The 26,454-nt window shown below is 66.7% G+C and carries 26 protein-coding genes; 19 read left to right on the top strand and 7 right to left on the bottom strand.

Annotated elements, in window-relative coordinates; genetic code table 11:
- Positions 1-172: 172 nt before the first annotated feature.
- Both MG068_RS15475 and MG068_RS15470 read right to left on the bottom strand, forming a co-directional pair.
- Positions 173-397, bottom strand: coding sequence for a YbdD/YjiX family protein (locus MG068_RS15475; protein WP_132810598.1), 225 nt, complete (start codon positions 395-397; stop codon positions 173-175).
- Positions 397-2,478 (bottom strand): carbon starvation CstA family protein, encoded by a 2,082-nt coding sequence (locus MG068_RS15470; RefSeq protein ID WP_032129857.1) that lies wholly within the window; start codon positions 2,476-2,478, stop codon positions 397-399. The genes MG068_RS15475 and MG068_RS15470 overlap by 1 nt, the downstream gene beginning before the upstream one ends.
- A 215-nt stretch (positions 2,479-2,693) precedes the next feature.
- Between MG068_RS15470 and MG068_RS15460 the strand changes: the two genes are divergently transcribed.
- Positions 2,694-3,545: a pirin family protein gene (locus MG068_RS15460; RefSeq protein ID WP_132810597.1), complete on the top strand. Its 852-nt coding sequence runs from the start codon at positions 2,694-2,696 to the stop codon at positions 3,543-3,545.
- A gap of 128 nt (positions 3,546-3,673) precedes the next feature.
- Here MG068_RS15460 and MG068_RS15455 read toward each other — a convergent pair whose 3' ends face one another.
- The 4 genes from MG068_RS15455 to MG068_RS15440 form a co-directional block, all read right to left on the bottom strand.
- On the bottom strand, positions 3,674-4,132 hold the full coding sequence (locus MG068_RS15455) for a hypothetical protein (RefSeq protein ID WP_032129855.1): 459 nt from the start codon (positions 4,130-4,132) through the stop codon (positions 3,674-3,676).
- Positions 4,133-4,328: 196 nt separating this feature from the next.
- Positions 4,329-5,048 carry an aquaporin Z gene (gene aqpZ / locus MG068_RS15450; protein ID WP_032129854.1) on the bottom strand — a complete coding sequence of 240 codons (720 nt, stop codon included), beginning with the start codon at positions 5,046-5,048 and terminating at the stop codon, positions 4,329-4,331.
- Positions 5,049-5,168: 120 nt separating this feature from the next.
- Positions 5,169-6,032 carry a pirin family protein gene (locus MG068_RS15445; RefSeq protein ID WP_032129853.1) on the bottom strand — a complete coding sequence of 288 codons (864 nt, stop codon included), beginning with the start codon at positions 6,030-6,032 and terminating at the stop codon, positions 5,169-5,171.
- Between the two features lie 674 nt (positions 6,033-6,706).
- Positions 6,707-8,770: a 3-hydroxyacyl-CoA dehydrogenase NAD-binding domain-containing protein gene (locus MG068_RS15440; protein ID WP_132810596.1), complete on the bottom strand. Its 2,064-nt coding sequence runs from the start codon at positions 8,768-8,770 to the stop codon at positions 6,707-6,709.
- A 235-nt stretch (positions 8,771-9,005) separates the two neighbouring features.
- Between MG068_RS15440 and rpoE the strand changes: the two genes are divergently transcribed.
- The 9 genes from rpoE to recO all read left to right on the top strand — a co-directional run bounded on the left by rpoE (position 9,006) and on the right by recO (position 17,679).
- Positions 9,006-9,626, top strand: coding sequence for an RNA polymerase sigma factor RpoE (gene rpoE / locus MG068_RS15435; protein WP_010482816.1), 621 nt, complete (start codon positions 9,006-9,008; stop codon positions 9,624-9,626).
- Entirely contained in the window at positions 9,623-10,510 is an 888-nt protein-coding gene (locus MG068_RS15430) for a sigma-E factor negative regulatory protein (RefSeq protein ID WP_049421254.1), read from the top strand. The genes rpoE and MG068_RS15430 overlap by 4 nt, the downstream gene beginning before the upstream one ends.
- Before the next feature lie 74 nt (positions 10,511-10,584).
- Positions 10,585-12,120, top strand: a complete 1,536-nt coding sequence (locus tag MG068_RS15425) for a DegQ family serine endoprotease (RefSeq protein ID WP_032129850.1) — start codon at positions 10,585-10,587, stop codon at positions 12,118-12,120.
- Positions 12,121-12,299: 179 nt separating this feature from the next.
- Positions 12,300-14,093: a translation elongation factor 4 gene (gene lepA / locus MG068_RS15420; RefSeq protein ID WP_032129849.1), complete on the top strand. Its 1,794-nt coding sequence runs from the start codon at positions 12,300-12,302 to the stop codon at positions 14,091-14,093.
- 54 nt (positions 14,094-14,147) lie between these two features.
- On the top strand, positions 14,148-14,942 hold the full coding sequence (gene lepB / locus MG068_RS15415) for a signal peptidase I (RefSeq protein ID WP_032129848.1): 795 nt from the start codon (positions 14,148-14,150) through the stop codon (positions 14,940-14,942).
- Between the two features lie 52 nt (positions 14,943-14,994).
- Positions 14,995-15,378, top strand: a complete 384-nt coding sequence (locus tag MG068_RS15410) for a DUF4845 domain-containing protein (protein WP_010482821.1) — start codon at positions 14,995-14,997, stop codon at positions 15,376-15,378.
- A complete protein-coding gene (rnc, locus tag MG068_RS15405) occupies positions 15,368-16,048 on the top strand; it encodes a ribonuclease III (RefSeq protein WP_032129847.1) in 681 nt (226 codons plus the stop codon). The genes MG068_RS15410 and rnc overlap by 11 nt, the downstream gene beginning before the upstream one ends.
- Positions 16,045-16,941: a GTPase Era gene (gene era / locus MG068_RS15400; RefSeq protein WP_049401335.1), complete on the top strand. Its 897-nt coding sequence runs from the start codon at positions 16,045-16,047 to the stop codon at positions 16,939-16,941. Before rnc ends, era begins: the two co-directional genes overlap by 4 nt.
- An 18-nt stretch (positions 16,942-16,959) precedes the next feature.
- The gene (gene recO / locus MG068_RS15395; protein WP_032129846.1) at positions 16,960-17,679 is read left to right on the top strand and encodes a DNA repair protein RecO; all 720 of its coding nucleotides are present in this window, start codon (positions 16,960-16,962) and stop codon (positions 17,677-17,679) included.
- Positions 17,680-18,264: 585 nt separating this feature from the next.
- Here the strand turns inward: recO and MG068_RS15390 are convergent.
- A complete protein-coding gene (locus tag MG068_RS15390) occupies positions 18,265-18,993 on the bottom strand; it encodes a response regulator (protein ID WP_032129364.1) in 729 nt (242 codons plus the stop codon).
- Between the two features lie 127 nt (positions 18,994-19,120).
- On the opposite strand from MG068_RS15390, the gene rlmD reads away from it, so the two are divergent.
- From rlmD to MG068_RS15345, 9 genes are all read left to right on the top strand, one after another.
- Positions 19,121-20,455, top strand: coding sequence for a 23S rRNA (uracil(1939)-C(5))-methyltransferase RlmD (gene rlmD, locus MG068_RS15385; RefSeq protein WP_125895832.1), 1,335 nt, complete (start codon positions 19,121-19,123; stop codon positions 20,453-20,455).
- A gap of 33 nt (positions 20,456-20,488) precedes the next feature.
- On the top strand, positions 20,489-20,974 hold the full coding sequence (locus tag MG068_RS15380) for a CYTH domain-containing protein (RefSeq protein ID WP_132811149.1): 486 nt from the start codon (positions 20,489-20,491) through the stop codon (positions 20,972-20,974).
- A gap of 114 nt (positions 20,975-21,088) precedes the next feature.
- Complete coding sequence (locus tag MG068_RS15375) at positions 21,089-21,784, top strand: DsbA family oxidoreductase (protein WP_132810595.1); 696 nt, start codon at positions 21,089-21,091, stop codon at positions 21,782-21,784.
- Between the two features lie 163 nt (positions 21,785-21,947).
- Positions 21,948-22,955 (top strand): beta-N-acetylhexosaminidase, encoded by a 1,008-nt coding sequence (nagZ, locus tag MG068_RS15370; protein WP_032129343.1) that lies wholly within the window; start codon positions 21,948-21,950, stop codon positions 22,953-22,955.
- Complete coding sequence (locus MG068_RS15365; protein WP_005410592.1) at positions 22,955-23,509, top strand: hypoxanthine-guanine phosphoribosyltransferase; 555 nt, start codon at positions 22,955-22,957, stop codon at positions 23,507-23,509. Before nagZ ends, MG068_RS15365 begins: the two co-directional genes overlap by 1 nt.
- 82 nt (positions 23,510-23,591) lie before the next feature.
- The gene (locus MG068_RS15360; protein WP_010482830.1) at positions 23,592-24,338 is read left to right on the top strand and encodes an S-methyl-5'-thioinosine phosphorylase; all 747 of its coding nucleotides are present in this window, start codon (positions 23,592-23,594) and stop codon (positions 24,336-24,338) included.
- Between the two features lie 88 nt (positions 24,339-24,426).
- Positions 24,427-24,633, top strand: coding sequence for a cold-shock protein (locus MG068_RS15355; RefSeq protein WP_005410590.1), 207 nt, complete (start codon positions 24,427-24,429; stop codon positions 24,631-24,633).
- Between the two features lie 102 nt (positions 24,634-24,735).
- Positions 24,736-26,004 carry an FAD-dependent oxidoreductase gene (locus tag MG068_RS15350; RefSeq protein WP_132810594.1) on the top strand — a complete coding sequence of 423 codons (1,269 nt, stop codon included), beginning with the start codon at positions 24,736-24,738 and terminating at the stop codon, positions 26,002-26,004.
- Between the two features lie 180 nt (positions 26,005-26,184).
- Positions 26,185-26,454 (top strand): hypothetical protein, encoded by a 270-nt coding sequence (locus MG068_RS15345; protein ID WP_032129345.1) that lies wholly within the window; start codon positions 26,185-26,187, stop codon positions 26,452-26,454.

The following is a 26,454-nucleotide window of genomic DNA, read 5'->3' as shown; positions in this document are numbered from 1 at the left end:
ATACACGCCATGCGTGGATGCATTTCATGGGTATCCATGAACAAGGAAGGGGTCAGATCTGTTTCCCGGAGGAAACGGATCTGACCCCGGACTCAACTCGATATCTGCCAGGTTTCATCCACGCATGGCGTGGATCTACTCAACGTCACTCGAGCGCTGTTGAACCGGACCCTCAACAGCAGCGGCCACCGTTGCGTCCGCCATAACGTGCTTCCTGGCGCTCGCGGAAGAACGTCTTGTAGTCCATCGGCTCCTGGTCCGGATGCTTTTCCAGCATGTGCCGGACGTAGTTGTCGTAATCAGGAATGCCACAGCACAGTCGTGCGGTCTGCACCAGGCGCCGCCAGATGCGGCGGTGCGCCTGGTACTGGCCGGCGGGAACCAGTTGGGTACCCATCACAGATCCACCATTTCATGCGGCTTCAGCGCCACGTACGGGGTCTCGCGGTCGGTACGCTGCGGGTTGCGGCGGGCCGCCAGGATGGTCTTGATCGAATACACCAGCACCGCGCCCACCACCAGCAGGAACAGCGCGGTCAGGCCGGTGTTGACGTAGGCGTTGACCACGATCTGCTTCATCTGCGCCACCGACTTGGCCGGTGCGGTGATCGTGTCGCTGGCGAGCGCGGCCTGGAATTTGTGCGCCTGGGCCAGGAAGCCCTGTGCCGGGTTGCTGTCGAAGATCTTGATGAAGCCGGCGTAGGTGGTGCAGATCAGCAGCCATATGGCCGGAACCGCGGTGACCCACGCATAGCGGTCACGCTTCATCTTGAACAGCACCACCGTGCCCAGCATCAATGCGATGCCGGCCAGCATCTGGTTGGAGATGCCGAACAGCGGCCACAGCGTCTGGATGCCGCCGAACGGATCGACCACGCCGGTGTAGAGCAGGTAGCCCCACAGCGCCACGCAGCCGGCGGTACCGATGATGTTGGCGGTCCACGATTCGGTCTTCTTCAGGGCCGGCACGAAGTTGCCCAGCAGGTCCTGCAGCATGAAGCGGCCCGCACGGGTACCGGCGTCCACCGCGGTGAGGATGAACAGCGCTTCGAACAGGATCGCGAAGTGGTACCAGAACGCCATCATCGCGTCGCTGCCACTGGGAATCGCTTCGTGCAGGATCTGCGCGATGCCTACCGCCAGTGTTGGCGCACCACCAGCGCGGTGCAGGATGGTCGGTTCACCGATCGCCGCCGCAGTCGCGGTCAGCTGCTCAGGCGTGATGGTGAAGCCCCAGGTGTTGGTGATGTAGTGCGCGGCCGAGGCCGCATCGGCACCGATCACCGCCGCCGGGCTGTTCATCGCGAAATAGATGCCCGGATCGATGATCGAGGCCGCCACCAGCGCCATCACCGCGACGAACGATTCCATCAGCATGCCGCCGTAGCCGATGTAGCGCATGTGCGCTTCATTGGCCAGCAGCTTCGGCGTGGTGCCGGAGGAAATCAACGCGTGGAAGCCGGAGACCGCACCGCAGGCGATGGTGATGAACAGGAACGGGAACATGCCGCCCTTCCACACCGGGCCGTCGCCGCTGGCGGCGAACTGGGTCAGCGCCGGCATCTTCAGTTCCGGCATCACCACCAGGATGCCGATGGCCAGCGCGATGATGGTGCCGATCTTGAGGAAGGTCGACAGGTAATCACGCGGGGCCAGCAGCAGCCACACCGGCAGCACCGAGGCGACGAAGCCGTAGCCGATCAGCATCCAGGTGATCTGGGTGCCGGTGAAGGTGAAGGCCGGGCCCCAGACCGGATCGGCGGCGACCTTGCCGCCGTACCAGATCGCGGCCAGCAGCAGGATCAGGCCAACCACCGAGATCTCGCCGATCTTGCCGGGGCGGATGTAGCGCATGTACACGCCCATCAGGATCGCGATGGGCATCGTCGCGATCACCGTGAACATGCCCCACGGGCTTTCGGCCAGCGCCTTGACCACCACCATCGCCAGCACTGCCAGGATGATGATCATGATCAGGAACGCACCGAACAGCGCGATGGTGCCGGGCACCTGGCCCATCTCTTCTCTTACCAGGTCACCCAGCGAGCGGCCATTGCGGCGGCTGGACAGGAACAGGACCATGAAGTCCTGCACCGCACCGGCCAACACCACGCCCACCACCAGCCACAGCAGGCCAGGCAGGTAGCCCATCTGCGCGGCCAGGACCGGGCCGACCAGCGGGCCGGCGCCGGCAATGGCGGCGAAGTGGTGGCCGAACAGTACGTGCTTGTTGGTCGGCACGTAGTCCAGGCCATCGTTGTTGATCACCGCCGGGGTGGCCCGGGTCGGATCCAGCTGCATCACCTTGTTGGCGATGAACAGGCTGTAGAAGCGATAGGCGACGAGGTACAGCGACACCGCCGCGACGACGATCCACAGGGCATTGATGTGTTCGCCGCGGCGCAGCGCCACGGTGCCCAGACAGAACGCGCCGAGCAGAGCGAGTACCGCCCAGCCCAGTTTGGAAAACCCTTTCATGAGGTGCTCTCTCCCGGAAAGACAGACAAAGAGTCCTGCTTGCCCACGACAGGGTCAATTGGCACAGGACGAATCGGCGGTAGTACTTTGGTCGTACGGCGGCTGCGCTGACGTGCAGCGAACATCAGGGATGGAACAATCGGTTGCGGAGCCATCCATTGGCCTACGGCCGTGTGGCGTCCATCTTCAGTGGCACCCATCCAACAGGAGTCGCCATGAGCTTTCCCGAACCGGTCCGCGTACTGCGCACCATCCGTGGCATGCCCACCTCCGACGGTGCCGGCGTGCGCCTGACCCGCGTCATCGGCGGCCCGACGCTGCCCGACCTGGATCCGTTCCTGCTGCTTGATGAGTTCGGTACCGACCGCGCCGAGGACTACATCGCCGGCTTCCCGGAACACCCGCACCGTGGTTTCGAGACCGTCACCTACATGCTCGACGGGCGCATGCGGCATCGCGACAACCATGGCAACGAAGGCCTGCTCACCCCGGGCAGCGTGCAGTGGATGACCGCTGGCCGTGGCCTGGTGCATTCGGAGATGCCCGAGCAGGAAAGCGGGCAGATGCGCGGGTTCCAGCTGTGGGTGAACCTGCCGGCGAAGGAGAAGATGACCGACCCGAAGTACCAGGAATTCGCACCCGAGCGCATTCCCGTGGTGCACCCGGAGCCGGGCGTGGAGGTGAAGGTGATTGCCGGCAGCGTGGACGGCACCGATGGCCCGATCGTGCAGCCGGCCACCGATCCGCTCTACCTGGACATCACGCTGGCGCCCGACCGGGCCTGGACCTATGCGCTGCCGGAGGGGCACAACGCGTTCGCCTACGTGTTCGAAGGTGCGATGACCGTGGGTGAGCAGGACGCCGCGCGTGACGTGGCGCGCCAGGAACTGGCGGTGCTGGGCGGTGGCGAGCAGTTGCACCTTTCGGCCGGCAGCGAAGGTGCGCGGTTGATCCTGGTGGCCGGCCGTCCGCTGCGCGAGCCGGTGATGCGGCATGGCCCGTTCGTGATGAACACGCGGCAGGAACTGATGCAGGCCTTCGTCGATTTCCAGGAAGGCAAGTTCTGAGGGAGTGCCGGCCGCTGGCCGGCTGCAGCCTCGGACAAAGGCGGATCGGGGTGCCGGCCAGCGGCCAGCACTACCGTCGGATCGGCTCGCATTGCGGGGATGCTGCCAGGCAGTCATCCCCGTCACCTTCAGCGCCCCGCGGCCACGGCCGACGGGGTCAGGCTCATGCCCTGCGCCAGCTGCTGCAGCGAGCCCAGTTCCTGCGCGCTGTCCGGATACAGCGAAATCTGCGCGTAACGCCCTTTGTCGAGCTTGACCACACTGATGCGACGCTCGGCATAGCCGGGCGGCTGCTGGCCACCCAGATCGGGCTGGTACCAGTACAGCGATTCACCGCCGAAGCTGCCCTTTTCCTGGCGCAGCGAGCGGTTCAATGGAAGGTTGGGATCGCGCGCACTGAGCATCAGGCTCAGTACCTCGCGGCCATCGCCGGTGCTGGCGCGGCAGACCAGGAAATCGGCCTGTGCCTGCTGTTGCCACTGCAGGCCGCTGCTGGCCGGCAATGAAGGACATTCGGTGGGAGCCTGCGCGGCGGCCTGGGCCACCGCGAACAGCAGGCTCGACAACACTACAGGCGCGAACTTCATGCATCCCCCAAGGTGGTGTGTCGTTGGCTCCGCCGGATGGACCGGCAGCCTTGGCATCCCATCCCCGGATGCCGCCCCGGCCGGCATGTGCACGGACGGTCAACTCAACCTTAACGGAACGTGAGCGATCGCACAAATCGCGGTTACACGCGTAACCATTGCGGCCGATGGTCGGCCGCAATGGTCCGCACAGGCCTCAGCGGTCGTTGCCGATCCACTTGTAGATGATGCCGCCGATCGCGCCGCCCAGCAGCGGGGCGACCCAGAACAGCCACAGCTGGCTGACCGCGCCGCTGCCGGCGAAGAAGGCCACCGCCGTGGAACGGGCCGGGTTCACCGAGGTGTTGGTGACCGGGATGCTGATCAGGTGGATCAGGGTCAGCGACAGGCCGATCGCCAGCGGGGCGAACCCGGCCGGTGCCTTGCCGTGGGTGGCGCCCATGATCACGATCAGGAACACGGCGGTCAGCACCACTTCGCACAGGAAGGCCGCGGCCACGCTGTAGCCGCCGGGGGACAGCGCGCCGTAGCCGTTGCTGGCGAATGCACCGGCCTGGCTGCCATCAATGGCGAAGCCGCTGGCGCCCGATGCGATCTGCAGCAGGATGAAGCCGGCCAGCAGGCCGCCGGCGACCTGGGCGATGATGTACGGGATCAGGTCCTTGGTCGGGAAACGACCGCCGGCCCACAGGCCGACACTGACCGCCGGATTGAAGTGCGCGCCGGAGATATGGCCGAACGCATAGGCGCCGGTCACCACGGTCAGGCCGAAGGCCAGCGCAACGCCGAGGAAACCGATACCCAGCGGATTGCCGTCACCGCCGAACTTGGCGGCCAGCACGGCACTGCCACAGCCACCCAGAACCAGCCAGAACGTGCCGAGGAACTCGGCGGACAAGCGTTTACCCATGCTCATGTGTTGCACTCCTTTGACGGTCGAAAGTGTGATTTATGTCACATTTCAATGATCAGCGGGTGACTGTAGTGTCAACGCCGGGTGCAGGGATACACCTTCGGATGTGTGCAACACGCGATGTCAGTACTGCGGCAGCGGGATGAATTCCTTGTCGTCGCCCGGAATGGTGCCGAAGCGGCCGGCCTCCCAGTCGTGCTTGGCCTGTTCGATACGTTCCTTCGAGCTGGACACGAAGTTCCACCACAGGTGACGCGGGCCATCCAGCGGCTCGCCACCGAACAACATCGCCTTCACCGGCGTCTTCGCGCGCAGGCGGCCACGCGCACCAGCCTCGGGGATCACCAGGTGCTGGGCAGGGATGTCCACGCCATCCAGCTGCGCGTCGCCTTCGAGGATGTACAGCGCGCGCTCGCGGTGGCCGTTGTCGATATCGATTTCCGCATCCGGGTCGAGGTCGATCGCCACGTTGAGCGTATCGGCGAACACCTTCACCGGCGATTCTTCGCCGTAGGCGCGGCCGGCAATGACGCGCAGCCATGCGCCATTGCGGCGCTGCTCCGGCAGGGTGGCGGCGGCATGGTGGTAGAACGCCGGTTCGATTTCCTCATGCGATTTCGGCAGCGCCACCCAGGTCTGCATGCCGTGGATCGGGTTGTCATGGTCGCGGTCCGGCTGCGGCGTGCGCTCGGAATGGGCGATGCCGCGGCCGGCGGTCATCCAGTTGACGTCACCGGGGCGGATCACCTGATCCGAACCCAGCGTGTCGCGGTGGCCGATCGCGCCCGACCACAGATAGGTGACGGTGGCCAGGCCGATATGCGGATGCGGGCGCACGTCGATGGCGGTGCCGGGATGCATGAGTGCCGGGCCCATCTGGTCGACGAACACGAACGAGCCGATGCTGCGCGCCTGCAGGGTCGGGACGGCGCGACGGACTTCGAGTCCGCCGATGTCGTGCACGCGCGGGGCGATGATGGTGGTCATGCGGGCGTTCTCGCTGGCAGGGATCAGGTGATCAGCATCGCATGCAGCGGTGACGGGGACATGCCCCGTATGGGTAACAGGTTGTTCCGTAGAGTCGAGCTTGCTCGACTGGGGTTCCAGCCAACGGCGCAGCCCCTCGTGGCTGTGGGTTGGTCGCTGAAGGCAGAAGCAAGATCAAAAGCTGCGCTTGGCCGGGCGGGTGGGTGGCGCAGGGGACGCTGCAAGTACGTCCATGTAAGCTCGATCGCCGCATCCATGCGGCTCACGCCCCTGCGCCACCCACCCGCCCGGCCTCTGACGGTTTCCGTGTGCTGTCCAGCCACGGAGAAGAAAAAAGAAAATCAAAGTCAAAATCAAACGCCGGTCGCTTCGCTCGCATCCACGCATGGCGTGGACCAAGCGTGTCGACCAAGGTCGACACCTACCAGCTCCCGAAGGTCACTGACCGTCACCGGGAAACTGTCAGGGGTGGGGCGGTGTGGGCAGGCAGGACCGTTGGCGCCATGGATGGCGCCATCGAGCCCCCATGGACGGGTTTACGGCGTGTCCTGCCTGCCCACACCGCCCCGCCCAGCAAACAGAAAAGCCAGAGCCGCTGCGGCTCTGGCTTTTGGGGCTGCCGGCCAGCGGCCGGCACTACCGCGGGTGCCGGGCCGCAGGCCCGGCCGATCAACTCACACCACCGGTTCGCGCAGGGCGGGGTTGTCCCAGCCCGGGCGCGGGGCGAAACGGTCGCCGTGACGCTGCTGCAGTGCCTTCAGCCGCTCGACGATCGCATCGGCACCGACCGCACGGATGTGCTGGATCGGACCACCGCGGAACGGTGCGAAGCCGGTGCCGAAGATCACGCCGGCATCCAGCAGGTCCGCATCGGCCACCACGCCTTCGTGCAGGCAGGCCACCGCTTCATTCAACAGCGGCAGGATCAGGCGGTCCTCCAGATCGGCCGGTGCCTGGTAATCGCTGGCCACGTCCGGCTTCTTCGCACGGCCGTTTTCCCAGGTATAGATGCCCTGGCCATCCTTCTTACCGCGCTTGTCCGGTTCCACCGTCTGCAGCGCGGCCGGAATCTGCAGGCCGAGGAACGGTGCCAGTTCGCGGCCAACGCCAGCGGCCACGTCCAGGCCCACGGTATCGATCAGTTCGATCGGGCCCATCGGCATGCCGAACTTCACCGCCGCCCTGTCGATCACCGGGCCCGGGATGCCTTCGGCGTAGGCAGTGGCGGCTTCCAGCATGTACGGGAACAGCACGCGGTTGACCAGGAAGCCCGGGCTGCCGGCCACCGGCACCGGGAACTTGCCCAGTGCTTTGCAGAACGCGGCCAGGCGACGTTCGGTCTCAGGCGCCATGCCGTCGTGATGGATGATTTCCACCAGCGGCATCTGCGCGACCGGGTTGAAGTAGTGCAGGCCAGCGAACTGTGCCGGGCGCTGGATGTGGTCGCGCAGCTCCACCAGTGGAATCGACGAGGTGTTGGTGGTCAGCAGCGCGTCCAGCTTCATCTTCGGTTCCAGCGTCTGGTACAGCGCGCGCTTGGCTTCCGGGTTCTCGATGATCGCTTCGATCACCAGGTCGGCCTCGGCCACGCCGTTGCCTTCCAGGTCGGCACGCAGGCGCGCGGCCACCGCGGGACGCTTGCTCTCGTCGCGTACCTTCTTGGCGAACAGCGCCTGCGCGCGCTCCATGGCCGGGTCGATGAAGCGCTGCTCGCGGTCCTGCAGGGTCACCTCGAAGCCCTTGTAGGCGGCCCACGCGGCGATATCACCGCCCATCACGCCGGCGCCGACCACGTGCACGTGGCGGATGCCGGAATCACCACCGCCGAGGCCCTTCAGGCGCTCGGTCAGGAAGAAGATGCGGATCAGGTTGCGCGCGGTCGGCGTGCTGGCCAGCTTCACCACGGCACGCCGCTCGGCATCCAGGCGTGCCTGGATCGGCTTGCCGCCGCTGCGCTGCCAGGTGCTGATCAGCGCGTAGGGCGCCGGGTACTGGTCCTTCTTGGCCTTGCGTGCGACCTGCTTGACCATCTGCGGTGCCAGCAGGGTGCGTGCCAGCCAGGTGTTGGTGGCCCAGGCCGTCGCGCGCTGCTTGAACGGGCGGGTGGTGCCGGACAGCGCCAGCGCGACGGCGGTGTCGAGCACCACTGCTGGTGCCACCACCTTGTCGACCAGGCCGATGCCGCGCGCGGCCGAGGCCGACAGGGTGCGGCCGGTCAGCATCATGTCCATCGCCGCCGGTGCGCCGACCAGCTGAGGCAGGCGCGCGCTGCCACCCCAGCCCGGGAAGATGCCCAGCTGGGTCTCCGGTAGGCCGATGCGGGTACTGCTGTCATTGGAGGCCACGCGGTAGCGGCAGGCCAGCGCCAGCTCGGTACCGCCGCCCAGGCAGTGGCCGTGGATGGCTGCCACGGTCGGGCAGGGCAGTTCAGCCAGCTTCTGGTAGGTGGCCTGGCCGCGACGGATGGCGTCGTTGACGGTGCCGCGGCGGTCGAACTCCTGGAACTCCTTCAGGTCGGCACCGGCAATGAAGCCGGCCTTCTTCAGCGACTGGATCACCACGCCCTTGGGCGGGTCCAGTGCAATGCGCTCGAGCAGGTCGCCCAGTTCCAGCAGCACGTCCTGCGACATGGCGTTGACGCTGCTGTCCTGACGATCCAGGGAGAGAACCACCACGCCGTCGTCGCGGATCTCGGGGTGCCAGTGGCTGAAGCGGAGACCATCGAAGCCTGAGAGCATGGACGTTCCATCCGGTTGTGTATGGAGAAGCGGCTATGATCCAGAGGTTGTTTCCCCCGCGTCAAATCCCAATAGCAGGGGAGTGGCGACCCCGGATCCATGGCCGTGGACCGGGACGCTAACGGAACGGTGGTTAAAAGCTGGTGCGGCGCCAGGTGATCGGCGACTGAACTTTTCCCGGGATTGGCAGTCTCATTGCCCGACGTCGGTTGGGCTGACAGGAGTGCGGCCCCTCATGGCCGATGTTGATACACCTCAGGAGCTGGATCTGGAACTGGTCCGGCGCGTGCAGCACGGCGAGAGCGCCGCGTTCGATGTCCTGGTGCGCAAGTACCAGCATCGCGTGGTGGCCCTGGTCGGTCGCTACATCGCCGACTGGAGCGAATGTCAGGACGTCGCCCAGGACACTTTCATCCGTGCGTACCGCGCGATCGGAAGTTTCCGCGGCGATGCCCAGTTCTCAACCTGGTTGCATCGAATCGCCGTGAATACCGCCAAAAACTACCTGGCTTCACACAATCGCCGGCCGCCGACCGATGACATCGACATCGGTGACGCCGAACAGTTCGACAGCGGGACGCGCCTGCGCGACACCGATACGCCCGAACGCGAGTTGATGCGCCAGGAACTGGAACAGACAGTGATGAAGGCCGTCAATGCGCTGCCGGAAGAACTCCGGTTGGCGATCACCCTGCGCGAGGTGGAAGGCCTGAGTTACGAAGATATCGCGCAGAAAATGGGGTGCCCGATCGGCACCGTGCGTTCACGGATCTTCCGGGCGCGCGAGGCGATCGACACCGAACTCCGGCCGCTGTTGGACATCGGCAGCGCCACCCGTGAGAAGAGCCGCGTATGACCAGTAATCCGTTCAACGAATCGCAGAACCACCAATCGCCCGCCGGGCAGCGCCTGGACCAGCGCCATCGCGAACAGCTGTCGGCCCTGGTCGATGGCGAGCTGGGCGCCGACGAAGCGCGCTTCCTGCTGCGCCGGATGGAGCACGACCCCGAGCTGGCCGGCTGCCAGGAACGCTGGCAGCTGCTGGGTGACGTGATGCGCGGGCAGGCCTCGGCGCTGGCGCCGGCCGGCTTCAGCGCGGCCGTGGCCGCCGCCATCGCTGCCGAACCGGCGCCGCAGGCCGAGCCGCGCCGCGAGGTGCGCCGCAGCGGTTGGCGGGCCTGGGGCGGTGGCGCCGCACTGGCCGCCTCGGTGGCGGCGGTGGCGCTGTTCATGGGCGGCGAGAAGCTGAAAGAGGCCACCCCGGGCGAGCCGCTGGCACCGCAGGTGATCGCCAGCCAGGCCGAACTTGCGCCCGCACCGGCGCCGACGACGCCGGCTCCGGTAACCGAAGCCTCGGTGGATACCGCCGCAATGGCCGTGGCCGGTGTACCGGCAGTGGCCATGGCCGCGGCCAGCCGACGCCAGGACACCCGTCGCGCCAGCGCTACCCGCAGCCAGCAGGCCGCGCGTGCCGCCCAGCGCGAGGACATGCCGCAACGCGCCGTGGCCGCCGCACAGGCGCCGCTGACCCCGACCGTGCCGGCCAATGCCAGCCGCAACATGCCGTTCGGTGAGGTTGGTGGCCTGCAGGCGCGACCGTGGCCGCGCTCCAGCCTGGCGCCCGCTGCCGGTGGCGCGCTCAATGCGAGCTTCCCGGCCCACGCCGGGGGCGCCGCGTTCTACCCGTTCGAGCCGCGCCTGCAGGACGACCTGCCGGTGCCGCCGCGCCCGCGCGACTGAGCCGGGCGCTTTCACGCCCCGCCGTCGGCGGGGCCCGTATTCCTCTTTCCATCCGATCCGGAGGTTGCCGTCCGATGACTCCCCGACTCCGCACGCAGGCCATGGGCCTGCTGGCCCTGACCCTGCCGTTGGTGGCCTGCGCGCAGGCCCCGGCTCCGGCCGCCCAGACCCAGGCCGCGCCGGCCGCCGCGCCGCGGGCCCCGGCCCAGCCGCTGGTCACGGGCCTGCCTGACTTCACCAATCTGGTCGAACAGGTCGGGCCTGGCGTGGTCAACGTCGACACCACCATCGTCCGCAACAACCGCCAGGCCTCGCGGGGCCCGATGGGGGGCGACGATGACATGCCGGAGTTCTTCCGCCGCTTCTTCGGCCCGGATTTCCCGATGCCGGGGCAGGGCCCGGGCGGTCCGGACGGTGGCCCCAGCATCAAGGGCCGCGGCATGGGCTCGGGCTTCATCATCTCGCCCGATGGCTATGTGCTGACCAACTACCACGTGGTGGCCGATGCCAGCGAGGTGAAGGTCAAGCTGGGTGACCGCCGTGAGTTCACCGCGAAAGTGGTGGGCAGCGACCAGCAGTACGACGTGGCACTGCTGAAAATCGACGGCAAGAACCTGCCGACCGTGCGCGTTGGCGACTCCAACTCCCTCAAGCCGGGTCAGTGGGTGGTCGCGATCGGTTCGCCGTTCGGCCTCGACCACTCGGTCACTGCCGGCGTGGTCAGCGCCCTCGGCCGCAGCACAGGTGGCCCGGACCAGCGCTACGTGCCCTTCATCCAGACCGACGTGGCGATCAACCAGGGCAACTCCGGTGGCCCGCTGCTGAACACCCGTGGCGAAGTGGTCGGCATCAACTCGCAGATCTTCTCCGCCTCGGGCGGCTACATGGGCATCAGCTTCGCGATCCCCATCGACCTGGCGATGAGCGCGGTCGAGCAGATCAAGAAGACCGGCAAGGTCACCCGTGGCCAGCTCGGCGCGGTGGTGCAGGAAATCGACGGGCTGAAGGCGCAGGCGATGGGCCTGCCGGACAGCCGCGGCGCCCTGGTCAACCAGATCGTGCCGGACTCGGCTGCAGCCCGGGCCGGGGTGAAGATCGGTGATGTGATCCGTTCGGTGAACGGCGCGCCGGTCAACAGCTGGTCCGACCTGCCGCCGCTGATCGGCGCGATGGCACCGGGCAGCCGGGTCACCCTGGGTGTGATCCGTGATGGCAAGCCGCGCGACCTCAGTGCCACCCTGACCGCACTGACCGAAGACGGGCAGGCCGGTTCGCGTGGCCCGGCCACCGGCGACAGCGATGCGGCTCCGCAGGCCGGCGCCAATGCCCTGCTGGGGCTGGACGTCAGTGACCTGACCGCACCGCAGCGCAAGCAGCTGGGCCTGGAATCGGGCGAAGGCGTGCGCATCACCGGGGTCAAGGGCCAGGGCGCGCGTGATGCGGGCCTGTCTCCGGGCATGGTGATCCTGCAGGTGGCCAGCACCCAGGTCGGCAGCGTGGACGCGCTGAACCGTGCGCTTTCCAGCTACAAGAAGGGTGACGTGGTGATGCTGCTGGTGCGCACCGGCAGCGGCAACAGCGCGTTCGTCGCGGTCAAGGCCGGCCAGTAAGGCCTGCCGGGGCCGCTTCGGCGGCCCCTGCTTTTCCCCGAAGCCCCGCCCTGGCGGGGCTTCGGCCATTCCGGGCCCGGTCCGATGAGGCCGTTTTCGCGGGCGGGCGCCGGGCATGCGATAATCGACCGTTACCCTGACGACGCCGCGCGCCGCCGCCACCTATGTCTTCTGATTCGATGCGGAACATCCGCAACTTCTCCATCATCGCCCATGTCGACCACGGCAAGTCCACGCTGGCCGACCGCATCATCCAGCTCTGTGGTGGCCTGCAGGCCCGCGAGATGGAAGCGCAGGTGCTCGACTCCAACCCGATCGAGCGCGAGCGTGGCATCACGATCAAGGCGCAGTCGGTGTCGCTGCCGTACCTGGCCAAGGACGGGCAGACCTACCATCTGAACTTCATCGACACCCCCGGCCACGTCGACTTCTCCTATGAAGTCAGCCGCTCGCTGGCCGCCTGCGAAGGCGCGCTGCTGGTGGTCGATGCGGCCCAGGGCGTGGAAGCGCAGTCGGTGGCCAACTGCTACACCGCCGTGGAGCAGGGCCTGGAAGTGGTGCCGGTGATCAACAAGATCGACCTGCCCACCGCCGACATCGAGCGCGCCAAGGCCGAGATCGAGGCCGTGATCGGCATCGATGCCTCCGACGCCGTGCCGGTCAGCGCCAAGACCGGGCTAAACGTGCAGGACGTGCTGGAAGCGATCGTGCATCGCATCCCGCCGCCGAAGCCGCGCGACACCGACAAGCTGCAGGCGCTGATCATCGACTCCTGGTTCGACAACTACCTGGGTGTGGTCTCGCTGGTGCGCGTGATGCAGGGCGAGATCAAGGCAGGTGACAAGCTGCAGGTGATGTCCACCGGCCGCAACCACCAGGTCGACAACGTCGGCGTGTTCACCCCGAAGCGCAAGGTGCTGCCGGCGCTGCGTGCAGGTGAAGTGGGTTGGGTCACCGCCAGCATCAAGGACGTGCACGGTGCGCCGGTCGGCGACACCCTGACCCTGGCCGGCGACCCGGCGCCGAAGCCGCTGCCGGGTTTCCAGGAAATGCAGCCGCGCGTGTTCGCCGGCCTGTTCCCGGTCGACGCCGAGGACTACCCGGACCTGCGCGAAGCGCTGGACAAGCTGCGCCTGAACGATGCCGCGCTGCGTTTCGAGCCGGAAAGCTCCGAGGCGATGGGCTTCGGCTTCCGCTGCGGCTTCCTCGGCATGCTGCACATGGAAATCGTGCAGGAGCGCCTGGAGCGCGAATACAACCTGGACCTGATCAGCACCGCGCCGACGGTGGTGTATGAAGTCCTGAAGACCGATGGCTCGATCATCAACATGGACAACCCGGCCAAGCTGCCGCCGGTGAACCAGGTCGAGGAGATCCGCGAGCCGATCATCCGTGCCAACGTGCTCACCCCCGAGGAGTACATCGGCAACATCATCAAGCTGTGCGAAGAGAAGCGCGGCAGCCAGATCGGCATCAACTACCTGGGCAGCCAGGTGCAGATCAGCTACGAGCTGCCGATGGCCGAGGTGGTGCTGGACTTCTTCGACAAGCTGAAGTCGGTCAGCCGGGGCTATGCCTCGCTGGATTACCACTTCGTGCGCTTCGACGCAGGCCCGTTCGTGCGCGTGGACGTACTGATCAACGGTGACAAGGTCGATGCACTGTCGCTGATCGTGCACCGCAGCCATGCCGACCGTCGCGGCCGCGAGCTGTGCGAAAAGATGAAGGACCTGATCCCGCGCCAGATGTTCGACGTGGCCATCCAGGCCGCCGTCGGCTCGCAGATCATCGCCCGTACCACGGTCAAGGCCATGCGCAAGAACGTGCTGGCCAAGTGCTATGGTGGCGACGTTTCGCGCAAGAAGAAGCTTCTGGAAAAGCAGAAGGAAGGCAAGAAGCGCATGAAGCAGGTCGGCCGCGTGGAGATCCCGCAGGAAGCGTTCCTGGCCGTGCTGCAGATGGACAACAAGTAAGCCCGCACCGGCCCTGCGGGGCCGGTCGTCTGGTGACGTTGCAAAGGACCCTGAATGAAACTGTTTGAGATCCTCCTGGTCGTGCTGACCCTGGCCTCGGGCCTGATCCTGCTCGCGGACAAGCTGTACCTCGCCAAGCGTCGCGCCCAGCGCGCGGGCCTGCTCGATTCCGAGCCGGTGCTGGTGGACTACTCGCGTGCGTTCTTCCCGGTGCTGGCGATCGTGCTGATCGTGCGCAGCTTCATTGCCGAGCCGTACAAGATCCCGTCCAGCTCGATGATGCCGAACCTGCTGATCGGCGATTTCATCCTGGTCAACAAGTTCTCCTACGGCCTGCGCCTGCCGATCAGCAACACCAAGTTCGTGCCGGTGGGTGAGCCCTCGCGTGGTGACGTGGTGGTGTTCCACTTCCCCGGCCATGGCGAGAACGATCCGGCCAAGGGCGAGAACTTCATCAAGCGCGTGATCGGCGTGCCGGGTGACACCGTGGTCTTCGAAGGCGATGGCGTGATCCTCAACGGCGAGCCGCTGAAGTACGACAACAAGGGCATCTACGCCGGCCACAAGGGCCAGGGCGAGGGCGCCAACCTGCTGGTCGAGCACCTGCCGGGCCGCACCCACACGGTGCTGGAGACCGACTATCCGCGTGGCCAGGGCCAGTGGACCGTGCCGGCCGGCAAGTACCTGGTGATGGGCGACAACCGCGACAACAGCGACGATGGCCGTTTCTGGGGCCTGCTGCCGGAAGAGAACCTGCGTGGCAAGGCGTTCCTGATCTGGCTGAACTGCCAGGGTTGGTTCTGCAAGGATGGCTTCGAGCCGTCGCGGATCGGCTCGAGCATCAACTGAGCGGGCACCAACTGAGTATTTTCACATCCAACGCGTATCTGGGGAGAACGCAATGAAGACGATGAACACGCAGCGTGGCATGACCCTGACCTCGTTCCTGACGGTCCTGATCGTGGTTGGCTTCTTCCTCTACATCGGCATGAAGCTGTTCCCGATGTACCAGGAGTACTACGCGGTGCGCTCGGCGATGAAGAGCCTGGCCAACGAGCCGGGCGTGGGCAGCATGGAGCCGGCGCGCATCCAGGACCTGTTCTTCAAGCGCCTGTACATCAACTACTCGGACAACGTGAAGCCGGCCAACGTGAAGTTCGACCGTCGCGACAATGGCTGGACCCTCAAGGTCAACTACGAAGTGCGCCGTCAGCTGATCGGCAACCTCGATGTGGTTGGCAAATTCGATTCTTCCCAGGACCTGACACGAAGCGGTGCCCAGTAAATTCATCCAACGTGGCGACCTGATCGGTCATGCCTTCAGCGACCCGGCCCTGCTCAAGCAGGCGCTGACGCATCGCAGTGCCGGTGCGCCGCACAACGAGCGCCTGGAGTTCCTCGGCGACAGCATCGTCAACATGATGGCGGCCGAGGCGTTGTACCGACGCTGGCCCAAGGCTGACGAAGGCGCGATGACCCGTGCCCGTGCCGAGCTGGTGCGTGAAGGCGCGCTGGCGGTGATCGGGCGCACCCTGGAACTGGGCGAACGGCTGACCCTGGGCCCGGGCGAAATGAAGTCCGGCGGTCATCGTCGCGACTCGATTCTGGCCGACGCCGTGGAAGCCGTGGTGGCCGCGATCTACCTGGATGCCGGCTTCGAGGCCTGCCGGGCGGTGGTACTGCCCTGGTTCAGCGCTTCGATCGAGGCACTGCCGGCTTCCGGTCGGCCCGAGAAGGACCCCAAGACCCGCCTGCAGGAATGGCTGCAGGCCCGACAGAAGGCGTTGCCGCAGTATGAACTGGTGTCAGAATCCGGTGACGACCACGCCAAGCACTTCCGGGTACGCTGCAACGTAGCCGACCCGGCCGCCAGCACCGAGGGCGAAGGCGCCTCGCGGCGGCTTGCCGAACAACAGGCGGCTGCAGCCGTCCTAGAACAACTGGATTCCAAGTGAGCGAACAAACTTCCCATCATTGCGGCAGCGTGGCCGTCATCGGCCGCCCGAACGTGGGCAAATCGACCCTGACCAATGCCCTGGTCGGCGCCAAGGTCAGCATCGTTTCCAACCGCCCGCAGACCACGCGCCATCGCCTGCTGGGCATCGCCACCTATCCGGAAGGCCAGCTGGTGCTGGTCGACACCCCCGGCCTGCACAAGGTGCAGAAGCGGGCGATGAACCGGGTGATGAACCGCGCCGCGCGCGGCTCGCTGGAAGGCGTCGATGCCGGCCTGCTGGTGATCGAAGCCGGTCGCTGGGACGAGGAAGACAGCCTGGCCTTCAATGTTCTGCGCGACGCCGGTATCCCGGTGGTGCTGGTGGTCAACAAGATCGACCGGCTGAAGGACAAGGGCGCGCTGCTGCCGTTCCTGCAGGAAGTCACGGCCGGCCGCGATTTCGCGTCGGTGCATCCAATCTCGGCGCAGAAGCGCAACGGCCTGGAAGCACTGGTACGCGACGTACTGGCGCTGCTGCCGGAAGCGCCGCCGATGTTCGGCGAAGACGAGATCACCGACCGCAGCCAGCGCTTCCTGGCCGGCGAACTGGTACGTGAACAGCTGATGCGCCAGCTCGGCGAAGAGCTGCCGTATGCCACCACCGTGGAAATCGAGCGCTTCACCGAAGATGGCAACCTGTTGCGCATCGGTGCGGTGATCTGGGTCGAGCGCGAGGGCCAGAAGGCGATCGTGATCGGCAAGGGTGGTACCCGCCTGAAGGAGATCGGGGCCAAGTCCCGCCTGCAGATGGAGCGCCTGTTCGGCGCCAAGGTGTTCCTGGAGACCTGGGTGCGCGTGCGTGAAGGCTGGTCCGACGACGAGGCCGCACTGAAGGCCTTCGGTTACGAGTAAGCCGTTGCAGTCGCTTCGATGATGATCGAGGACGACACCGGCTTCGTGCTGCATGCACGGGCCTATCGCGAGACCAGCCTGCTGGTCGAAGTGCTGAGCGCGCAGCATGGCCGGATCGGCCTGCTCGCGCGTGGCGTATCCACCGCCAAGGGACAGGTGCTGCGCGCGGCCCTGCAGCCGCTGCAGTGGATCCGCTTCAGTGCCCAGCAGCGGGGCGAATTGGCCCAGCTGCGGGGTGCCGAGGCACTGGATGCTGCCCCGCGCCTGGTCGGCCAGGCGATGCTGGCCGGCTTCTATCTGAGTGAATTGACCCTGCGCCTGGCCCCGCGCCAGGACCCGCTGCCGGAGTTGTACCTGGCCTACGGCGAGGCACGCGCGCGGCTGGCCGTGGGCGCCGGCCTGGCCTGGACCCTGCGCCGGTTTGAGCGCGAGCTGCTGTCTGCGCTAGGCCTGGGTTTCGATCTGGACAGCGCCAGCGACGGCCAGCCGATCGACCCGGCCGCGCGCTACGAACTGGACCCACAGGAAGGCGCGCAGCGCCTGCTCAGCGAGCGCGGTGGGGAACGCCGGGCGGCCGCGACGGGTTCTGCGCTGCTGGCGCTGGCCGCCGATGAAGAGCCCGATGCCGCCGACCTGGCCAGCCTGCGCCTGCCGATGCGGCGGGTGCTGGCCCATCATCTGGGGCCGCGCGGCCTGAAGTCCTGGGAAATGCTCGAGCAGCTTGCACCCAGGCGTTGAGGGGTGTTCGGCAGGGCTTGCAGCCCTGCACCTGCCGAGGAAGGCACGAGCAACAGCAACAGCAACAGCAACAGCAACAGCGTGCATTCCGTGGGATGGCAGGGTGGGTCCGGTTGCGGGAGACGCCGTAAACCCGTCCATGGGGGCTTGGCCGCGGCATCCATGCCGCGGACACTCCCGCAACCGGACCCACCCTGCCTTGGACAGTTTCTCGCGAGCTGTCGGAATGGCACTCTGCTCTGGTGGGTGTCGACCTTGGTCGACACAGTAGAGCCACGCCATGCGTGGATGCGTTTCGATTTCAATTCGAAATATTTGATTCCGATTGAGATTCATCCACGCATGGCGTGGATCTACCAGCCGTCACCGGGAATCTGTCGGGGGTGGGGCGGTGTGGGTGGGCAGGACACGCCGTAAACCCGTCCATGGGGGCTCGATGGCGCCATCCATGGCGCCAACGGTCCTGCCCACCCACACCGCCCCGCCCAACAAGCAGAAAGCCAGAGCCGCTCTGGCTCTGGCCTTTGACGTTGCCCTGGCTTGAAGGCTTCGGTAGGTGCAGGGCGCAGCCCTGCCGAACAACCCTCAATGCAGTAGGGCAGCGACCGCGTCGCGGAACCCCGCCTGGGCCTGCCCGGACTCCGGCGCATGATGCAACTGGCGCACCGCCCGGCCCAACCGCGCCGCGCCCACGAAGCCACAGCTCGCCTGCAGCCGATGCAACTGGCTGCGCAGCTGGCGCTCGTCATGCTGGTCCACCGCCTGCTCGACCGCATCGCGTACGCCCGGCAGCTCGGCCAGGAACAGCTCGCGCAGCGCGATCAGGTGGTTGCGCTGGCCATTGAGCGCGGCCAGTGCCGCAGTCTCGTCCCAGTCCTGTACCTGCAGCTCGACCGCGGCCGGCGCCTGGGCCATGACGATCCCGGCCGGGCTGTTGACCAGGGCGCGGCGCACCGCCTTCAACAGCTGGTCGCGGCCCAGCGGCTTGACCAGCGTGTCGCTGAAACCGGCCTCGCGCAGGCGCGCATGGATCGAGGTATCGCCGTCGGCGGTATGCGCCAACGCCGGGGTGTCGGGATGTGAACGGCGCAGTTCGCGCAGCAGCTGCGCGCCATTGCCGTCAGGCAGGTTGACGTCGATCAGCCACAGGTCATGCGCGCCGGGCTCGGCGCTGGCCAGGGCACTGGCCAATGAGTCTGCGGTGTCCACGTCCGCCGGTAACGTTTCCAACGCCGCCTTGAAAAAACCGCGGCTGATGATGTCGTCCTCGACAAGCAGGAAGCGGGGCCGGCTGGCCCGCGGGGTCATCTGCATCAGGGCTGCCTCCATGTCAGCTGTTGCAATCATCAAGCACAGCGGCGGCGGGCGCAAGCGGGTCCGGACCCTGCCGGTCAGGATCTGCGACAATACGCCCCCATTTTTGCCCGCAGCCTGTTGCCACGTGGCCCGATCCCGCTCCCGCATCGACCGTACCCCGTTCCAGACCGAGATCCTCGACCTCAGCCATGATGGTCGCGGTGTCGCCCGCCGTGAAGGCGAGGGCGGCAAGGTCACCTTCGTCAGCGGCGCCCTGCCGGGCGAGGTGGTCATGGCCGAACAGACCGCCCGCAGCCGCCATTTCGACGAAGCGCGTACGGTGGAAGTGCTGCAGGCCTCGCCGCAGCGCGTCACCCCGAAGTGCCCGCACTTCGGCACCTGCGCCGGCTGCGTGCTGCAGCACCTGGACGAAGACCAGCAGATTGTCGCCAAGCAGCGCGTGCTGATGGACAACCTGGAGCGCATCGGCCACGTGAAGCCGGGCACCGTGCTGGCGCCGCTGGTCGGTGAGAGCTGGGGCTACCGGCGCAAGGGTCGCTTCTCGGTGCGCCGGGTCGAAAAGAAGGACAAGACCCTGGTCGGCTTCCGTGAACAGGATCCGCGATTCGTCGCCGACCTCAGCCAGTGCCTGACCGTGATCCCCGAGATCGGCACCAAGGTCGAGGCGCTGTCCACCTTCATCGAATCGCTCGATGGCAAGCGTGACATCCCGCAGATCGAATTCATCGCTGGCGACCAGGCCGTGGTCCTGACCGTGCGCCACCTGCAGCCGCTCAGCGATGCCGACCGCGTGGCCTGGGCCGCCTTCGGCCAGCAGCATGGCTTCGTGATCTACCTGCAGTCCGGTGGCGTGGATACCGTGCAGCCGCTGGACGGGCAGGGCGTGCCGCTGTCGTTCCGGCTGGCGCCGTGGGACGTGGAGCTGGCGTTCCGTCCGTTGGACTTCATCCAGGTCAACGCCAAGCTCAATGAGAAGATGATCGCCCACGCCCTGGACCTGCTGGAGCCGGGTGAGGACGAGCGTGTGCTGGACCTGTTCTGCGGCCTGGGCAACTTCACCCTGCCGCTGGCGCGCCGCGTGCGCGAAGTGGTCGGTGTGGAAGGCGATGCTGGCCTCGTCGCGCGGGCCCGTGAGAATGCCGAGCGCAACGGCCTGACCAACGCCCAGTTCTTCAGCGCCGACCTCACCCAGGACCAGCGCAGCACGCCGTGGATGCGCCAGGGCTTCGACAAGCTGCTCTTGGATCCGCCGCGCTCGGGCGCGATCGAAGTGCTGCAGCAGCTGCCGCTGAAGCAGTTCAAGCGCATCGTCTACGTCAGCTGCCACCCGGGTTCGCTGGCACGCGATGCCGGCTATCTGGTCAACGAACAGGGCTTCACCCTGGTCAGTGCCGGTGCCATGGACATGTTCCCGCACACCGCACACGTGGAAAGCATCGCGGTATTCGAGAAGCGCTGATCGGCTGTCATGCCCATCGCGCATAATGGCGCGATGGGCATCGAAATCGAACGCAAATTCGTCGTCAGTAGTGATGGCTGGCGCACCGCCGCGCACCGGGTGATCCCGATGGCGCAGGGCTACATCAACGACATGGGCGCGCTCGATCGCGGCACCCAGAACGCTTCGGTGCGCGTGCGCATCGAAGGCGACCACGCCGCGCTGAACCTGAAGTCGCGAACCATCGGCCACACCCGCCAGGAGTTCGACTACCCGATCCCGGTGGACGATGCGCGCGCACTGCTGGCGCTGTGCGTGGGCGGCCTGATCGACAAGCGCCGCCATCTGGTCGAACACGCCGGCCTGACCTGGGAGGTGGACGAGTTCCTCGGCGACAACGCCGGCCTGGTCGTGGCTGAGGTCGAGCTGGACAGCGCTGACCAGACCATCGACCTGCCGGACTGGGTGGGGGCCGAAGTCACCGATGATGCCCGCTACTACAACGTTGCCCTGGCCAGCCACCCGTATTCAGAGTGGTGAAACCGCCCAAAAGGGGACGGAGGGGATTAAGTCGTCTTTACCCCATCTGTGCGGAAAACGACTTAATCCCCTCCGTCCCCTTTTATCGAGGGTGTCGGCCCCCATGTGGAAAGGATGAGAATCGACATCTACTCCGACGTGGTCTGCCCCTGGTGCTGGATCGGCAAGCATCGTTTCCAGCAGGGCGTGCAGTTGCTGGGCGCCAACGCGCCTGAACTCGATATCCACTGGCAGCCGTTCCAGCTCGACCCGGATGCTGACGCCACCCCGGTGCCGCTGCGCGAGGCCTATGTGCGCAAGTTCGGCGGCGTCGAGCGTACCGAACAGATCCTCGGCCAGACCCAGACCACCGCGCGGGCCGAGGGCCTGCCGATGGACTTCAGCCAGGGCCAGGTGCGGGTGACCACGCTGCCGGCGCACCGGGTGTTGTGGCTGGCGGGCGAGCACGGCGTGCAGGATGCGGTGGGCGAAGCACTGTTCCGCGCCCACTTCGAGCACGGTCAGAACCTGGCGGACCCCTCGGTGCTGATCAAGGCGGGCGCGGCAGGCGGCCTCGACGCGGGTGAAATCACGCAGATGCTGGCCTCCGACCGCGGCTTGGCCGAGGTCGAAGCCAAGCTGGCGCAGGCCCATGCGCTGGGCATTTCCTCGGTGCCGACCTTCGTCATCGATGGAAAGTGGGCCATTTCCGGGGCGCAGCCCCCCGAGGCCTTCGCCAACGCCCTGCGCCAGATCGCCGCCGAGCAGGGCGCGCCTGCGGCCCCGGCTGACGGCGACGAGGCCTGCGGCCCGGACGGCTGCAAGGTCTGACCGGATCCGAAAAGGGGACGGAGGGAATTAAGACGTATCCAGCCCGTAGGGGCCGATTGCGGCTTAATCCCCTCCGTCCCCTTTTTCTGACCACTGCGCCTGTCGGCCGGTTCTGCGACAATGCGGCACTGCGCCATGCGGGCGCGCGTTGTGGAGATCGACCATGCTGCTGATCGGCGTTGCCGGCACCGAACTGACCGCCCAGGAACGTGACTGGCTGCAGCACGATGCCGTGGCCGGAGTGGTGCTGTTCAAGCGCAACTTCGCCTCGCGCCAGCAGGTGACCGATCTGAGCGCGGCGATCCGCGCTGCCGCGCCACGCCCGCAGCTGATCTGCGTGGACCAGGAAGGTGGCCGCGTGCAGCGTTTCCGCGAGGGCTACAGCGAGTTGCCGCCACTGCAGGACATCGGGGCGATGTACGCCACCGACCCGCAGCAGGCGCTGGCCCTGGCCGAGCAGCACGCCTGGCTGATGGCCAGCGAAGTGCGCGCCAGCGGCCTGGACCTGAGCTTCGCGCCGGTGGTCGATCTTGGCCGTGGCAACCGCGCCATCGGCAACCGCGCCTTCAGTGAAGACCCGCAGGTGGTGGCCGCGTTCACCGCCGCCTACGTGCGCGGCATGCATGCGGTCGGCATGGCCGCCACGCTCAAGCATTTCCCCGGCCATGGCACCGTGCTGGAAGATACCCACGTGGATACCGCGATCGACCCGCGCGCGCTGGACGAGCTGCGCGCCCAGGACCTGGTCCCGTTCCAGGCCGGCATCGCCGCCGGTGCCGACGCGGTGATGATGGCGCACGTGATCTATCCGCAGGTGGCACCGGAACCGGCCGGCTATTCGCCGCGCTGGATCCAGGACATCCTGCGCGGCGAGCTCGGCTTCCGCGGCGTGGTGTTCTCCGATGACATCGGCATGGCCGCCTCGCACAGTGCGGGCGGCGTGCCGGCGCGCGTGCACGCGCATCTGGATGCCGGCTGCGACGTGGTGCTGGTCTGCCACCCGGAACTGGTCGATGAAGCCCTGCACGCCGTGCAGGGACGCTCCCTCAATACTGCTGCGCTGCTGGGCCTGCTGGGCCGCGGCGCGCTCGGCTGGGACGGCCTGCTGGCCGATGCCCGCCATGGCGACACCCAATCCCGTCTGCTTGAAACCCTTGGAAGAACCGTCTGATGCCCAACCTCACCATTTCCCAGGCCCTGGCCCAGGCTGACCTGCTGGTCGACCGCCCCACCATCGACAAGGCCATCGCTGGTATCGCCGACGCCATCGCGCGCGATTACAAGGGCGAGGTGCCGTTGTTCCTGTCCATCATGCACGGTGCGCTGCCGTTCGCCGGCCAGCTGGCGCTGGAACTGGGCGCGCGCGGCCAGGACGTGCAGTTCGATTACCTGCACGCCACCCGTTACCGCGGTGAAACCACCGGCGGCGACCTGGTCTGGAAGCACAAGCCGGCCACCTCGCTGTTCGGTCGCCGCGTGCTGCTGGTCGACGATATCCTCGACGAGGGTTACACCCTGCAGGGCGTGCGCACCTGGTGCCTGGAACAAGGCGCGACCGACGTGCGCATCGCCGCGATGACGGTGAAGAAGCACGACCGCGCGCTGCCGGACGTGACTGCCGACTACGCCGGCATCGAACTGCCGGACCGTTACGTGTTCGGCTTCGGCATGGACGTCAACGAAACCCTGCGCTGCGTGCCGGCCATCTACGCGATGAAGGAATAACGGCGCAGCCGCCCGCGGCGCGTCTTCTTCTGCCGCCGGCATCCTCGGGTGCCGGCGTTCGTCTTTTCATGGAGTGCTTCGAATGCAACAGATCGCCCTGGCCGTGATCGGCGGTACCGGTGTCTATAACCTGGCCAAGCTTGACGACGTGCAGACCCACGAGGTCGACACCCGCTTCGGCCGTCCGTCGGGCCCGGTGCGCGTTGGTACGCTGCTCGGCCATCGCGTGGCGTTCCTGGCGCGGCATGGCGAAGGCCATTCGCTGCCGCCGCACAAGATCAACTACCGCGCCAACCTGGCCGCGCTGCAGCAGCTGGGCGCGCAGCGCGTGCTGGCGTTGAACACGGTGGGGGGCATCACCGAACACTTTGGTCCGCGCGTGCTGGCCTGCCCGGACCAGATCATCGACTACACCTGGGGCCGCATCAGCACGATCTGTGAGGAAGAAGGCACCGACGTGGTCCACGTTGATTTCGGCCACCCGTACACACCAATGCTGCGCAGCAAGATCTTGGCTGCGGCCAAAGTGACCGGCGTCACGGTCCATGACGGTGGCTGCTACGGCGCAACACAGGGCCCGCGCCTGGAAACCATCGCTGAAATCGCCCGTATGCGCCGCGACGGCTGCGATCTGGTGGGCATGACCGGCATGCCGGAAGCCGCCCTGGCACGCGAGCTGGGGCTGGATTACGCCTGCCTGGCGATCATCGCCAACTGGGCTGCCGGCTGTGGTGATGGCGAGGAGATCACGATGGCCGAAGTGCTGGCCAATGTGCAGGCGGCCGGCAACGGACTTCCGGAACTGGTGGGCGAATTGGCACGGGGGTGATTGTCTTCCCCGAGCAAGCTTTGCATACTCAGCTTGTGCGCGGGTTCAGCGTACACCACCCATTCATTGCATAAGGTCTCGCATCACCATGCCGAACGGTACCGTCAAGTGGTTCAACGACGCCAAGGGATTTGGCTTCATCTCGCCGGAGGATGGCAGCGCCGACGTGTTCGCGCACTTCTCCGCCATCAACTCCAAGGGCTTCCGCAGCCTGCAGGAAGGCCAGCGTGTCACCTATGACGTGACCCAGGGCCCGAAGGGTGCCCAGGCTTCGAACATCACGCCGGCCGAGTGATCCACTCGACAGTGCGTTGAAAACCCCGCTTCGGCGGGGTTTTTTTTGCGCGGATTGCCCGCGACCCGCTCGCGATCCACCCGCCTCGGGCACAATGCGGCCATGACGGAACGACTGCGCATCGCCGTGATCGGCTACGGCACCGCTGGACAGGCAGTGTCCATCCTGCTCACCCGTGACGGCCACGAGGTGGAGATCTTCGAACGCGTGCCCACGCCGGGGCCGGTGGGTGCCGGTTTCCTGCTGCAGCCCAGCGGCCTGCAGGTACTGTGGCAGATGGGCCTGCTTGATTCCGTGCGCGCACATGCCGCGCCGGTGCACCGCCTGTATGGCGACACGCCGTGCGAGCGCGCGGTGATGGACATGCGCTACGAGGGACTGGATGCGCGCCTGCACGGCCTGGGCATGCAGCGCGGGGCCTTGTTCTCGCTGTTGGACGAGGCGCGTGCAGGCGAGGGCCAGCTGCATGCCGGTACCACCATTACCGAGGTGGATGCCGAACACGGCCGTCTGCGCGACAGCGACGGGCGCACGCATGGCCCGTTCGACCTGGTAGTGGTCGCCGATGGCGCCGCGTCGACGCTGCGCGGCACGATCGCCGGCGGTGCCGGGCTGGACCGCGTGTATCCGTGGGGGGCGCTGTGGTGCCTGCTGCCGGCCGAGGACTGGCCGCACGTGCAGGAGCTGCGGCAGCGTTACGTGGCCGCGCGCAAGATGATCGGACTGCTGCCGGTCGGCACGCGCCCCGGTGATGACACGCCGCGCCTGAGTTTCTTCTGGAGCCTGCCACGCGCTGACTTCGAACGCTGGCAGGCCGATGGCATGACGCCCTGGCTGGATGAACTGCATGCACTGTGGCCGCAGGCCAGTGCGCGCTTCGCCCATCTGCGTGATGCCGGCCAGTTGGCGCGCGCGGTCTACCGTGATGCGGTGATGACGCGCTGGCACCACGGCCGCATGGTGGTGGCCGGTGATGCCGCGCATGCGATGAGCCCGCAGCTGGGGCAGGGCGTGAACATGGCGCTGTTGGACGCGCTGGCGCTGCGCGATGCGGTGCGCACCTACGGCGGCAGCACGGTCGCGCTGCAGGCCTACCAGGCGCAGCGCAGGGCACACGTTGCGGTGTACCAGCGCTGGAGTCGTTGGCTGACGCCGCTGTTCCAGTCCGACCGCGACGCCTGGGCGAAGGCGCGTGACGTGCTGCTGGGCCCGATGGGGCGCCTGCCCGGGGGCCGTGGCCACATGCTGCGCGTGCTCAGTGGCACCCAGCACGGCTGGTTCGGTACGCTTGCACTCGATCCGGCGTTCGTCGACGCACTGGCCACTGCAGCGGAAATGCCTCGTATCAACGCGATTTCGGCCAATGCGTGAAGCGCGTCGTCACCTGAATTAACGGTTGCCTCACCGCCGATATGCGAGAAGTAGGTTGCACGCGATTGCGCGTCGCCCGTTTTCCTTTCCGTGATCAACATCGCGCGTGGCCCGGGCGGCGCTGCCGTTGCGGCCTGTTGCGGCCCGGACGTGCCGCCTGTTGTTGAAGAGGAGGACGCCATGTTGTTCGCGGTCGAGGAGCTGGAATCGGAAATCTGCAAGCTGCGCGGATTGCTGCAGATGCTGCACGAGGACCAGCCCGACGTACTGGAGGACGTGTTCGAGTTCCATGTCGGCAGCCTGATCAGTCATGCATCAGCGGAGCACCACGCGCGCATCCGCACCTGCGCGCAGGAAATGCTGGCGGCGATCCAGGCGTTGCCGCGACGACGTGAGGGTGACACGCCTGATTTCCAGTTGATGCCGCAGCTGGGCATTCGTCCGGCCTGA

The organism is Stenotrophomonas sp. ASS1 (assembly GCF_004346925.1).
GTDB lineage: Bacteria > Pseudomonadota > Gammaproteobacteria > Xanthomonadales > Xanthomonadaceae > Stenotrophomonas > Stenotrophomonas maltophilia_A.
Note: the sequence above shows the minus strand (reverse complement) of the source record. Positions and strands in the feature narration are given on the sequence as shown.